Below are 12,509 nucleotides of genomic sequence, written 5' to 3'. Positions count from 1 at the left end.
CTCCGGTTTCTCTCGCCTCATGCCCGCAATTACTACAGACCTGCCCGCCCTCGCCCAATCCATCAAGGACTGGGGCCGCGAGCTGGGCTTCCAGCAAGTCGGCATCAGCGGCCTCGACCTGGCCGAGCATGAGCAGCACCTGGAGCGCTGGCTCGCCGCCGGCTACCACGGCGAAATGGACTACATGGGCGCCCATGGCAGCAAACGCTCGCACCCGGAAGAGCTCGTCCCTGGCACCTTGCGCGTGGTTTCCCTGCGCATGGACTACCTGCCGGGTGACACCCAGATGGCGCAATTGCTGGGAAAACCGGAAAAAGCCTATGTGTCGCGTTATGCCTTGGGCCGCGATTACCACAAGTTGATCCGTAAACGCGTGCAACAACTGGCCGATAAAATTCAGGCCCAGATCGGCCCGTTTGGTTTCCGCGCCTTCGTCGACAGCGCCCCGGTGCTGGAAAAAGCCATCGCCGAACAGGCCGGTCTTGGCTGGATCGGCAAAAACACCCTGGTCTTGAATCGAAAAGCCGGCAGTTACTTCTTCCTCAGCGAACTCTTTGTCGATCTGCCGCTGCCGGTCGATCCACCCCATGCCACCGAACATTGCGGCCGCTGCACCGCGTGTCTCGACATCTGTCCGACCAACGCGTTCGTCGGCCCCTACGTGCTGGACGCCCGGCGCTGCATTTCCTACCTGACCATCGAACTGAAAAGCGCGATCCCGGAAGATTTACGCCCCTTGATCGGCAACCGCGTGTTCGGTTGCGATGACTGCCAGATCGTCTGCCCGTGGAACCGCTTCGCCCGCCCCTCCGGCGAAAGCGACTTCAAGCCACGGCACAACCTGGACAACGCCGAACTGGCCGAACTGTTCATGTGGGACGAAGACAAATTCCTCAGCAGCACCGAAGGCTCGCCTTTACGCCGGGCCGGTTACGAGCGCTGGCTGCGTAATCTGGCGGTAGGGCTGGGCAATGCGCCGTCGAGCATTCCGGTGCTGGAAGCTTTGAAAGCACGCCGGGATTACCCGTCGGAGTTGGTGCGCGAACACGTCGAGTGGGCGCTCAAGCAACACGGACTCCTGTAGCAGCTGCCGAAGGTTGCGTCCGGCTGCGTAGCAGTCGCCTTCCCGGAAAGCGAGTCCTGCGGCCTCGGACGCAGCCTTCGGCAGCTGCTACAGGGACCGTGTAGGCCTTAAGCCTCGTCGTTGTAGACGAACTTCGGCATTTCCCAATGAAAACGAATCGCCAGCAATCGCAGCAGGAAGCCACCAAACAGCGTGATCAAAATCGCCTGTTCACCGGGTAATTGCAGGTAGATGCAGAGCATGTAGCACCACGCCGCCGCGAACGAGACGCTGGCGTAGAGCTCGCGGCGAAAGATCAGCGGGATGTCGTTGCAGAAGATGTCGCGCAGGATGCCGCCGAACACCCCGGTAATCACGCCGCTGACCGAAGCCACCAGCATGCCGTGGCCCATTTCCAGCGCGGTCATGCAGCCGATCAGGGTGAACGCCACCAGGCCCACGGCGTCGAGCACCAGGAACAGGGAACGCAGGTGGCGCATCCAGCGCGCGGTGAACACCGTGACCATGGCCGCGACCGAGGTCAGCACCAGGTATTCCGGGTGCTTGACCCAAGTCAGCGGGTAGTGCCCGAGCAATACGTCACGCACCGAACCACCGCCCAGCGCCGTGATGCAAGCGATCAACACCACACCAAACCAGTCCATACCGCGACGGCCGGCAGACAGCGCGCCCGTCATGGCTTCGGCGGTGATGGCGATCAGGTAAAGCATCAGCAACATGGCGGCGGTCCTTGCAGAAAGGCGCGCAGTCTACTCACTTCACCGAGGCACCAAAAGAGGGCGATCATCGCGCAGGACCACGTTGCCTGTATCGCGGGCAAGCCTTGCGCCTACAAAATCAGCGCGGACAACGCACTTGTAGGAGCAAGGCTTGCCCGCGATGGCGTCACCCGAGACTCAATCAGAACTTGATGAAGTTCTTGCGGTAGTGCTGCAACTCGGCAATCGACTCGCGGATGTCGTCCAGCGCCAAATGAGTGCTACCTTTTTTGAAGCTGTCGCGCACGTCCGGCGCCCAGCGTGCGGCCAACTCTTTGAGGGTCGACACGTCGAGGTTGCGGTAGTGGAAGTAGCTTTCCAGGGATTTCATGTGCGTATAAAGGAAGCGACGGTCCTGGCAGATGCTGTTGCCACAGATCGGAGACTTACCCTTCGGCACCCATTTTTCCAGGAAGGCGATGGTCTCGGCTTCGGCTTCGGCCATGCTGATGCGGCTGTCGCGAACGCGCTGGGTCAAGCCCGAGCCGCCGTGTTGACGGGTGTTCCACTCGTCCATGCCGGCGAGGATCTCGTCGCTGTGGTGGATGGCGATCACCGGGCCTTCGGCCAAGGTGTTCAAGTCACTGTCGGTGACGATGGTGGCCATTTCGATGATGACGTCGGTATCAGGGTTCAGACCGGTCATTTCCAGGTCGATCCAGATCAGATTCTGCGGGTTTTGCATGTGTCGGCTCCTAGGCAATGCTGCGCAGTTTAGCCTAGGCAACCGGCGGGGCGTGCTAAACTCGCGGCCGTTTTACCTAATCGCTGCATTCTTGATACGGAACACCCATGGCCAAACGCCAACTCAATCGTCGTCAAAACTGGCGCATCGAAAAGATTCAGGGCGAGCGCGCTGCCCGCGCCGCCAAACGCGAGTCCTCGGCTGTCGAGGCACTTGAGGGTGGCGACCTGGGTCCGGAACAGACGGGCCTTGTGATCGCGCACTTCGGTGTGCAGGTCGAAGTCGAGGCGCTGGATGGCGAACTGGCTGGCCAGGTGTTCCGCTGTCACTTGCGTGCCAACCTCCCGGCTCTGGTAACCGGCGATCAAGTGGTCTGGCGCGCCGGCAACCAAGGGATCGGCGTGATCGTGGCGCAACTGCCGCGTAAAACCGAACTCTGCCGCCCGGACAGCCGTGGCCAGCTCAAGCCTGTTGCCGCAAACGTAGACATGATCGTCATCGTCTTCGCCCCGTTGCCCGAGCCTCACGCCAACCTGATCGACCGTTACCTGGTCGCCGCCGAGCACGCCGGTATCCGGCCGTTGCTGCTGCTGAACAAATTCGACCTGATCGACGAGCAGAACGCCCCGGCGCTGAATGCCTTGCTGGCGGTCTACCGCACGCTCGGTTACCCGGTGCTGGAAGTATCGGCGCACCACGGCAATGGCATGGAGCAACTGCAGGAACAACTGGACGGACGCATCAGCGTGTTCGTCGGCCAGTCCGGTGTCGGCAAGTCGTCGCTGGTCAACAGCCTGCTGCCGGAAGTCGAAGCCCGTGTCGGCCCGTTGTCCGAGTTGTCCGGCCAAGGCACCCACACCACGACCACCGCGCGGTTGTTCCACTTCCCCGGTGGCGGTGAGTTGATCGACTCCCCGGGTATTCGTGAATTCGGCCTGGGCCACGTCAGCCGTGCCGATGTCGAAGCCGGTTTCATCGAGTTCAACGACCTGATCGGCACCTGCCGCTTCCGCGACTGCAAGCACGACCGCGAACCGGGTTGCGCCCTGCTCAAGGCCCTCGAAGAAGGCCGCGTGCAGCAACAACGGATGAACAGCTACCGCTCGATCATCGCCAGTTTGCCTGAAACCAGTTACTAAACAGACGTATCGGCAGCCTCACGCCTGAGAGGCTGCCGATTACAAATCCCCGCCCTGCAAAACTCCCCGCGTTTTAAACGTCAGACCTTTCGGTCAGCCTGGCGCCTACCTGCTTGCAGGATGTTTCTCTTTATCCGCGCAGGTCTTGCGGGGGCAATTCAGACGCCTAAATTCGGTTCCTCTTCGCACTGTCGCGATACCGAGGGACAACCATGCAAACCTACCATTTGTTCATCAGCCATTCGTGGAACTACTCTGACGCGCACGACAATCTGGTGCGACTGCTCACTGCGCAACCATCGTTCCAATTCAAAAATTTCTCAGTTCCGCCGCACAACCCGATTGTCGGCGCACAAACCGACAAACAACTTGAAGAAGCCATCGAGAACAAGATCCGTCCCTGCTCGGCGGTGCTGATCATGGCCGGCATGTATTCCACCTATAGCAAGTGGATCAACAAGGAAATCGAGATCGCCAAGCGCATGGGCAAGGTGATTATCGCGATCAAACCATTTGGTGCCGAGCGGATCTCCACGGTGGTGCGGGACGCGGCACATGCCGAATGCGCGTGGAACACCAACAGCATCGTCAGTGCGATTCGCCTGCATACGGCGGGGTGATCATGCGCAAGGGACTGTTTATCGGCATCAATCATTACACGCATGTCGCGCCGCTCACCGGCTGTAACAATGACGCCATCGCCATGGCCTCGATATTGGAGCGGCATGCGACGGGCAAACCCAACTTCAAAAACCTGGTGCTGACATCTGCCGAGGAGTACCTGAGTCGCCAGATGCTGGAAGAGAACATCAAGCAATTGTTTTCCGGCGACTGCAATGTGGCACTGCTGTACTTCGCCGGACATGGCCACTTCGAAAGCGGTATCGATGAAGGCATGCTGATTCCCCAGGATTATCGCTGCAGCAACGATGGGATTCGCATCAGCGACATCCTTCAGTGGGCGAACGCCGCCGACAAGATCAAAAACAAAGTCATCATTCTCGATTGCTGTGAAGCGGGTGCTGCGGGCGAAATGCGCAGTCTGCGCGGGGGCGCCAGCATGATCGGCGAAGGCATGACGATATTGACCGCCTGCAAGAAAGCCCAATCAGCCCTGGAAGAATCCGGCCACGGCGTGTTCACCGGCCTGCTGCTGCAAGCGCTTCACGGCGGTGCCGCCAACGTATTGGGCCAGATTACGCCCGGCAGCCTGTATTCGTTCGTAGACAACGCGCTGGGCGCCTGGGATCAACGTCCGGTGTTTAAAACCAACGTGTCGCAATTCATCGCCCTGCGCGACGTCCCGCCGCTGATCCTGGAAGAAATACTGAGCCAGTTACCCGAATGGTTTCCCGAGGCCCAGTCTGTGTACGCCCTCGACCCCAGCTACGAGCCCACCGAAGCCACGTATGACCCGGACCACGGTCACATCTTCAAGCAGCTGCAAAAGTGCAATCGCCATAGCCTGATCGAACCGGTGGATGCCGAACACATGTACTACGCGGCCATCAACGCCACCGGATGCCGCCTCACCGCGCTCGGTGCCTATTACCGCGAACTCGCGCTCAAAGGACATTTCTGATGCCCGTGTTTATCAGCTACCGCCACACAGACCGCGCCTATGCGATGGCCATTAACACGCGCCTGACGCAAGCGAACATCAAGACCTACCTCGACGTGCTGGACCCGGAGTCGCAGACCACTGAAGACATCACTACTGTGATCACACGCAATATCACCGAATGCACGCACCTGATGGCCGTGGTCTCGGAGCAGACTGCACAGTCGTGGTGGGTGCCGTTCGAAATCGGCGAGGCCACCATCAGCAATCGAAGGATCTGCTCGTACAAGATCGGCCCCAGCGCACTGCCGCAGTACCTCGATAAATGGCCGAAATTGAGCGGCGAGAACGACATCAACTTCTTTATCGATGCCTATCGCGAGGAGCTGGTCTCCAAACGCTCAATGGGGCTGGAGTCGTTCAGCGAATCCGTTCGCGGCACTCACCGGCGTGATGCCGAACTGTTCCATGACCAGCTCAAGAACCGCATTCGACGGGGTTTCTGACTGGCACAAAAAAGCCGACATCGCTGTCGGCTTTTTTGTGGGTCACTGCTTCGGCGGTTCCGCCGGTTTCGGTGGCGGGTTTTCGAAGAGATTCAAACGTTCGCGAAGCTCATGGGCCGGCAGCGGTTCTTTATCCGCCGGCAATGCGATTGGATCGACCGGTTTGGCCGGCACTTCGCCCGGGCCGCCCTGCCCTTGGGCTGGCGCCTGCTCTGGCGCAGGTTCTGCACCTTGCGAACCTTCAATGGCCTTTTGGGCTTTCTTGGTCAGCACCACGATGTCGATCCGGCGGTTGACCGGATTGAACGGGTTTTCGCGATCGAACAGCGCCGACGAGGCATAACCGACTACCCGCGCCACTTGCTGATCGGGATAACTGCCGGCCACCAGTGCACGGCGAGCGGCGTTGGCACGGTTGGCCGAGAGTTCCCAGTTACCGAAATCACCGGTGCCCGAGTACGGTTTGGCATCGGTGTGGCCGCTGATGCTGATCTTGTTCGGCACCGCTTTGATGGTGTCGGCCATGGCCAGCAGGATGTCTTCGAAATACGGCTTCAGGCGCGCACTGCCGGAATCAAACATCGGCCGGTTTTCGGCGTCCATGATCTGGATGCGCAAACCGTCCGGTGTGATCTCGAACAGGATCTGGTCCTTGAATTTCTGCAGCTGCGGATTTTCATCGACCTTGTTCTGCAATTCTTGCAGCAACAGTTCCAGGCGCTCCTTTTCAACCAGCTCGGCCATCCCTTCGATCTGCTCGGTGTCGACGGTGACTCTGTCTGGCTGAGGCTGGGACTTCACCTCAGGGTTGAGGGTCTTCTCCGGCGCCAGGGTGGGCGAACCACCCAGATCAATGATGAACGGGGTGCCACTTTCGGTGAAGCCGACCGGGTCCTTGAAGTAACCGGCGATGGCAATCTTCTGTTCTGGTGTTGCGGTGGAGAGCAGCCACAGCACCAGGAAGAACGCCATCATCGCCGTCGCGAAGTCCGCGAAAGCGATTTTCCAGGAACCCCCGTGATGCCCGCTCGCGTATTTCTTGACGCGCTTGATGATGATCGGCTGGTTATTTTCCATGACTTAGCGACCGCGAACCGCTTGTTCCAGCTCAGCGAAGCTAGGACGGTGCGCCGGATACAGAACCTTGCGACCGAATTCCACGGCCAGCGATGGCGGCATGCCGGATGCCGAAGCCACCAGCGACGCCTTGATGGCCTCGTAGACGTTCAGCTCTTCCTTGGCATCGTGGGCCAGGGCGTGGGCCAACGGGCCAAAGAAACCGTACGCGGCGAGAATACCGAAGAAGGTACCGACGAGTGCCGCACCGACGTGCACACCGATCATTTTCTGATCGCTTTCGCCCAGGGAGGCCATCGTCACCACGATACCCAGTACCGCCGCCACGATACCGAAACCCGGCATGGCGTCGGCAATGCCGTTTACCGCGTGGGAAGGGTGATCCAGGTCTTCCTTGAGGCTGGTCAGCTCCATGTCGAACAGGCCTTCCAGCTCATGGGGCGCCATGTTGCCGGACGACATGATGCGCAGGTAGTCGCAGATGTACGCCGTCATGCGGTCATCTTTGAGCACCGCCGGGTACTTGGCGAAGATCGGGCTCGCCGCGGCATCTTCGATGTCGCCTTCGATGGCCATCATGCCTTCGCGGCGGCTTTTGTTGAGGATCTCGTAAATCAGCCCCAGCACTTCAAGGTAGAAGGTGTGGTTGAAACGCGAGCTGAACATCCCGAAAGCTTTCTTGAGAACGTGCTTGACCATATGGCCCGGGTTGGCCTGCAGGAATGCGCCAAGTGCCGCACCACCGATAATCATTACCTCGAAAGGCTGAATAAGGGCGGCAATCTTGCCGTGGGAGAGCACGTATCCGCCGAGCACGCTCGCGAATACGACAATGATGCCGAGAATTTTAGCCATAGGTAGGAGAGCACTTACTGAGTCGGGTTCAAGGTCATATTCGGAGGTCGAAAAATCTCTTCTTCTCCTTATCGGCAAAACTGCGCCAGACTATAGCCCGTTCAAGCGAAAAGCTAATTTAGCCTACTCCGGGCATAGGTAATGCAGACGAAGATTGCGTCCAACCATGGCTAACCAAACGAACATTCCAACTCAAAAACCGACCACGCTTGAAGGCTGGGTCAAGCTGCTCGATGGCGTGCGTCTGCCGGTTCCGCAGGACAGTCACGATCGTGTGTGCAGGGCCATAACTGACAGCCGCAGTTCGCTTCGCGACATTGCGGAATTGATGCAAGACAGCCCGGCCCTGGCCTTGAGCATCATTCGTGAAGCCAATCGGCACACCCACGGCAGCATGACCGAGCCTGCGGAAAACCTTGAAGTGGCGATCAATCGCCTCGGCTTGAAACGCACCGAAGAACTGCTCGCCCGCCTGCCCGCGGAGCCGCAATCGCAGATTCCGGTTGCCTTGCGCCAACTGCAATTGATCAGCCAGCACGCGACGCAGCAGGCCAATGGTTTTTTTGCCGGTCGACTGGCGCGGCTGTGGCAGGACATTCACTGGGGCAGCCTGCTGTTTCTCTCGCCGCTGTGGCCGATGGCGCTGACCCATCCGCAATTGCTTGAAGAGTGGGAACTGCGGGTCATCCATCAAGGTGAATCGGCGCGAAAAGTCGAGAAGCAGTTGTTCGGCGTGCGTTTGCTGGAGATTTGCCAGGCACTGGTGAGCATCTGGCGCCTGCCGATCTGGGTGGAACAAGGTTATCGCCTGCTGCTGACCGAGCAGCGCGAACTGGTCCAGGTCTTGCGCATTGCCCGCGACAGCGATCATCCGTTGCGCCAGCAAAACCGCCTGGATGACGATCCGACGCTGCGCCGCTGGCTCAATCAGCCGGCCAATACCGTGCTGCTGGCCAACGGCCTGGCACTGTCGGCGCAACAGGCGTGGGACAGCCCTCACAGCGAGCGCTGGCAGTACCTGACCAGCCTTTATCTGCAAATGCCGATGGCCGAGGTGCAGCAGCAATTGCACCAACAAGCCGCCAACAGCGCCCGACTGCATGCCATGCCGGACCTGTGGCACCCCGCCGCCTCGCTGCTCTGGCCAACAGGCACGAATCGTGTCCACGCCAGGTTGCTTCCGGCAGCGGCACCGACCACCGAAGACCTGGCGAAGTGGCGCAGCCAATGTGCCGAGTTGCTGGTAGAACCCAGCCCCTTCACCAACGCCATGCACTTGACCACCTCTGCTCGGGACGCCCTGGTCGCGTGCGGGATGCGCCGAGTGATGATTTTGATGGCCGACCGCACGCACGCCAATCTGCGGGCGCATCAGATCGCCGGGTTGCCAACAGAAACGGCCGGCCTGAACCTGATGGTCAGCCAAAGCTCGGTGCTGCAACGGCTGCTCTCGCAACAGGCTCAGGTGCGCCTGACACCCGCCAATAACGCCCAGTTTTCGGCCTTGTTGCCGGCCAGCCTGCGTGCGCAATTCCGTGGCGAACACCTGTTGCTGCGCTCGCTGGTCAACAATGGGCGGGTGATCATGGTGGTGGTGGCGGATCAGGGCGGCGGGCCGTTCTCGGAAATCACCGTGCAAGCCTTCGGCAAAACTGCGCAATGCATCGAGAAAGCCTTGAACACCTTTAGCCACCGCGGCCAATGACGCTGCGCTACAATCCACACTTTTGTGCTCTGGAGACCTCACATGTCTGACTTCTCTGGCTTGCCGCTGGTGATCGAGCCGAGCGACTTGCTCCCTCGCCTCGAGGCCCGCGACCTGATTCTGGTGGACCTGACCAGCAGCGCTCGCTATGGCGAAGGGCACCTTCCCGGCGCGCGCTTTGTCGACCCCAAGCGCACGCAACTCGGCCAGGCGCCTGCGCCGGGGCTGATGCCTGCGCAAGCGGCACTCGAAGCGTTGTTTGGTGAGTTGGGACACAACCCCAATGCGGTCTACGTCGTTTATGACGACGAAGGCGGCGGCTGGGCCGGGCGTTTTATCTGGCTGCTGGATGTCATTGGCCACCGCAACTACCACTATCTGGACGGCGGACTGCCGGCCTGGCTGGCTGAAGGTTTGCCGATGTCGATCCAAATCCCGCCTTCGGTTGGCGGCCCGGTGGCATTGACCCTGCACGACGAACCTACGGCCACCCGCGAATACCTGCAAAGCCGTCTCGGCGCCGCCGACCTGGCGATCTGGGATGCGCGCGGACCGCTGGAGTACTCCGGCGAGAAAGTGCTGGCGGCCAAGGGCGGGCATATTCCCGGCGCGGTCAATTTCGAATGGACCGCGGGCATGGATAAGTCGCGCAACTTGCGCATTCGAACGGACATGCCGCAGATCCTCGAACAGCTCGGCATCACCAAAGACAAAGAAGTGATTACCCACTGCCAGACTCACCACCGTTCTGGCTTCACCTATCTGGTGGCCAAATCCCTCGGTTATCCGCGGGTCAAAGGCTACGCCGGTTCCTGGGGCGAATGGGGCAACCATCCCGACACCCCCGTAGAGATTTAAGGTTTTAAGGACAGTTAATGAATAAGCGTCTGTTTATCCTCAGCCAATACCTGCTGCCCCATCACTTGCTCTCGCGACTGGCCGGCTGCATTGCCGAATGCCGCGTGCGCTGGTTCAAAAACGCCTTTACCGCCTGGTTCGCCAAGCGTTACCAGGTGGACATGTCCCAGGCGCTGGTCGAAGACCTGACCGCCTACGAACACTTCAATGCGTTCTTCACCCGTGCCTTGAAAGACGGGGCGCGTCCACTGGACGAAACACCGGGCGCGATCCTCAGCCCGGCCGACGGTGCGGTCAGCCAACTCGGCCCGATCGAACACGGCCGCGTGTTCCAGGCCAAGGGTCACAGCTTCAGCGTGCTGGAACTGCTGGGTGGTGATGCGGCGAATGCCGCGCCGTTCATGGGCGGTGATTTCGCGACCATTTACCTGTCGCCGAAGGACTACCACCGCGTGCACATGCCGCTGGCCGGCACCTTGCGCGAGATGGTCTACATCCCGGGCCGTCTGTTCTCAGTGAATCAGACCACTGCTGAAAACGTCCCGGAACTGTTCGCCCGCAACGAGCGCGTCGCGTGCATTTTCGACACCGAGCGCGGGCCGATGGCCGTGGTACTGGTGGGCGCGATGATTGTCGCGTCGATTGAAACCGTCTGGGCAGGATTGGTCACGCCGCCGAAACGCGAGCTGAAAACCTTCCGCTACGACGAAGCCGCCCGCGCACCGATCCACCTGGAAAAAGGTGCGGAGCTGGGTCGCTTCAAACTGGGTTCGACCGCTGTTGTGCTGTTCGGGCCGGATCAAGTGCAATGGTCGGAAGAAATGACCGCTGGCGTCTCGGTGCAGATGGGCCAGGGCATGGGCCAGCCAAAGGCCTAAAGGCCAAACTGCATCCCTGTGGGAGCGGCGGTGCGGCGATCCGACTTGCCCGCGAAAGCGTCGGCACAGACAACATAGATGTTGGATGTTCCGACCTCTTCGCGGGCAAGTCGGATCGCCGCACCGCCGCTCCCACATTTATTTGCGCTGCCTAGAGCTGACCGTCGCGATCGCGGAAACCCAACAGGTACAGCACGCCATCCAGCCCCAGGGTGGAAATCGCCTGCTTCGCCGACTGTTTCACCAGTGGCTTGGCACGGAACGCTACGCCCAACCCGGCAATCGCCAGCATCGGCAGATCGTTGGCACCGTCGCCGACTGCAATGGTCTGCTCCAGACGCAAACCTTCCTTGTGCGCCAGTTCACGCAGCAAGTCGGCCTTGCGCTGTGCATCGACAATCGGCTCGACCGCGACACCGGTGACCTTGCCGTCAACCACTTCCAGTTCGTTGGCAAACACGTAATCGATCCCCAGCTTGGCCTGCAATTGCTTGGCGAAGTAGGTGAAGCCGCCCGACAGGATTGCCGTTTTGTAGCCCAGGCGCTTGAGTTCGGCAAACAGGGTTTCGGCGCCTTCGGTCAGACGCAGCGAGGCGCCGATCGAATCCAGCACGCTGACGTCCAGGCCTTGCAGCAACGCCAGACGCTCCTTGAAGCTGGCGCGAAAATCCAGTTCACCGGCCATGGCCCGCTCAGTGATGGCCGAAACCTGTTCACCCACGCCAGCGGCCTTGGCCAGCTCGTCGATCACTTCGGCTTCGATCAGGGTCGAGTCCATGTCGAACACCGCCAAGCGACGGTTGCGCCGGAACAGCGAATCCTCCTGGAAGGCGATATCGACGTTCAGCTCCTGAGCAACGCTCAGGAACTCGGCACGCAGTGCCTGTGGATCAGCCGCTTCGCCGCGCACCGAAAACTCGATGCAGCCCTTGCCCTTGTCGGCCGGAGTGTCCAGCGGCATGCGCCCGGACAGGCGATCAATGTGATCGATGTTCAGGCCATATTTGGCCGTGATCGAACTCACGGCCTGCAACTGTTCGGCGGTCACTTTGCGGGTCAATAGCGTCACGATGTGGCGTTTCTTGCCCTGATTGCCGACCCACTGCTGGTAATCCTCTTCGGACACCGGCGTGAAACGGACCTGTTGATCGAGCTCGTACCCCTTGAACAGGATGTCCTTGAGCACCGACTTGCCTTGCTCGGTACCCGGAATTTCAACCAGGATGCCAAACGACAGGGTGTCGTGGATCACCGCCTGACCGATGTCGAGAATGTTCACACCACCCTGGGCCAGAACGCCGGTAATGGCCGCAGTCAGACCCGGACGGTCGACTCCCGTGATGTTTATCAGGACGATTTCGCGCAAGGCGCACCCCCGCAAGTGGAAAAAAACCGCATTCTAC

At 60.2% G+C, this 12,509-nt stretch carries 13 protein-coding genes; 8 read left to right on the top strand and 5 right to left on the bottom strand.

Annotated elements, in window-relative coordinates:
- Nucleotides 1–19: 19 nt before the first annotated feature.
- A complete protein-coding gene (gene queG / locus BMS17_RS28640) occupies nt 20–1,084 on the top strand; it encodes a tRNA epoxyqueuosine(34) reductase QueG (protein ID WP_046028396.1) in 1,065 nt (354 codons plus the stop codon).
- A gap of 107 nt (nt 1,085–1,191) precedes the next feature.
- Here queG and BMS17_RS28635 read toward each other — a convergent pair whose 3' ends face one another.
- Nucleotides 1,192–1,803, bottom strand: a complete 612-nt coding sequence (locus BMS17_RS28635) for a trimeric intracellular cation channel family protein (RefSeq protein ID WP_027921991.1) — start codon at nt 1,801–1,803, stop codon at nt 1,192–1,194.
- Nucleotides 1,804–1,984: 181 nt separating this feature from the next.
- Entirely contained in the window at nt 1,985–2,527 is a 543-nt protein-coding gene (orn, locus tag BMS17_RS28630) for an oligoribonuclease (protein ID WP_007939601.1), read from the bottom strand.
- A gap of 107 nt (nt 2,528–2,634) precedes the next feature.
- Between orn and rsgA the strand changes: the two genes are divergently transcribed.
- From rsgA to BMS17_RS28610, 4 genes are all read left to right on the top strand, one after another.
- Complete coding sequence (rsgA, locus tag BMS17_RS28625) at nt 2,635–3,666, top strand: small ribosomal subunit biogenesis GTPase RsgA (RefSeq protein ID WP_046028394.1); 1,032 nt, start codon at nt 2,635–2,637, stop codon at nt 3,664–3,666.
- Between the two features lie 212 nt (nt 3,667–3,878).
- Entirely contained in the window at nt 3,879–4,286 is a 408-nt protein-coding gene (locus BMS17_RS28620; RefSeq protein WP_046028393.1) for a TIR domain-containing protein, read from the top strand.
- 2 nt (nt 4,287–4,288) lie between these two features.
- A complete protein-coding gene (locus tag BMS17_RS28615) occupies nt 4,289–5,248 on the top strand; it encodes a caspase family protein (protein ID WP_046028392.1) in 960 nt (319 codons plus the stop codon).
- Nucleotides 5,248–5,733 carry a toll/interleukin-1 receptor domain-containing protein gene (locus BMS17_RS28610; RefSeq protein ID WP_077432365.1) on the top strand — a complete coding sequence of 162 codons (486 nt, stop codon included), beginning with the start codon at nt 5,248–5,250 and terminating at the stop codon, nt 5,731–5,733. Before BMS17_RS28615 ends, BMS17_RS28610 begins: the two co-directional genes overlap by 1 nt.
- A 42-nt stretch (nt 5,734–5,775) precedes the next feature.
- On the opposite strand, the gene motB is transcribed toward BMS17_RS28610, so the two are convergent.
- Together motB and motA are read right to left on the bottom strand one after the other, a co-directional pair.
- Nucleotides 5,776–6,810, bottom strand: a complete 1,035-nt coding sequence (motB, locus tag BMS17_RS28605; RefSeq protein WP_046028390.1) for a flagellar motor protein MotB — start codon at nt 6,808–6,810, stop codon at nt 5,776–5,778.
- A 3-nt stretch (nt 6,811–6,813) separates the two neighbouring features.
- Nucleotides 6,814–7,665 (bottom strand): flagellar motor stator protein MotA, encoded by an 852-nt coding sequence (gene motA, locus BMS17_RS28600; RefSeq protein WP_046028389.1) that lies wholly within the window; start codon nt 7,663–7,665, stop codon nt 6,814–6,816.
- A 166-nt stretch (nt 7,666–7,831) separates the two neighbouring features.
- Between motA and BMS17_RS28595 the strand changes: the two genes are divergently transcribed.
- From BMS17_RS28595 to asd, 3 genes are read left to right on the top strand one after another with little or no spacing between them, the layout of a single operon-like run.
- On the top strand, nt 7,832–9,370 hold the full coding sequence (locus BMS17_RS28595; RefSeq protein WP_046028388.1) for an HDOD domain-containing protein: 1,539 nt from the start codon (nt 7,832–7,834) through the stop codon (nt 9,368–9,370).
- 42 nt (nt 9,371–9,412) lie between these two features.
- Nucleotides 9,413–10,228, top strand: coding sequence for a rhodanese-like domain-containing protein (locus tag BMS17_RS28590; protein ID WP_046028386.1), 816 nt, complete (start codon nt 9,413–9,415; stop codon nt 10,226–10,228).
- A 17-nt stretch (nt 10,229–10,245) separates the two neighbouring features.
- Nucleotides 10,246–11,106, top strand: a complete 861-nt coding sequence (asd, locus tag BMS17_RS28585; protein ID WP_046028385.1) for an archaetidylserine decarboxylase — start codon at nt 10,246–10,248, stop codon at nt 11,104–11,106.
- A gap of 151 nt (nt 11,107–11,257) precedes the next feature.
- On the opposite strand, the gene serB is transcribed toward asd, so the two are convergent.
- On the bottom strand, nt 11,258–12,472 hold the full coding sequence (gene serB, locus BMS17_RS28580) for a phosphoserine phosphatase SerB (protein ID WP_046028383.1): 1,215 nt from the start codon (nt 12,470–12,472) through the stop codon (nt 11,258–11,260).
- Between the last annotated feature and the right edge of the window lie 37 nt (nt 12,473–12,509).

The sequence above is a fragment of the Pseudomonas sp. C9 genome, from assembly GCF_002000165.1.
Classification (GTDB): domain Bacteria; phylum Pseudomonadota; class Gammaproteobacteria; order Pseudomonadales; family Pseudomonadaceae; genus Aquipseudomonas.
The sequence above is the reverse complement of the archived record's forward strand: the minus strand, read 5'-3'. Positions and strand labels throughout refer to the sequence as shown.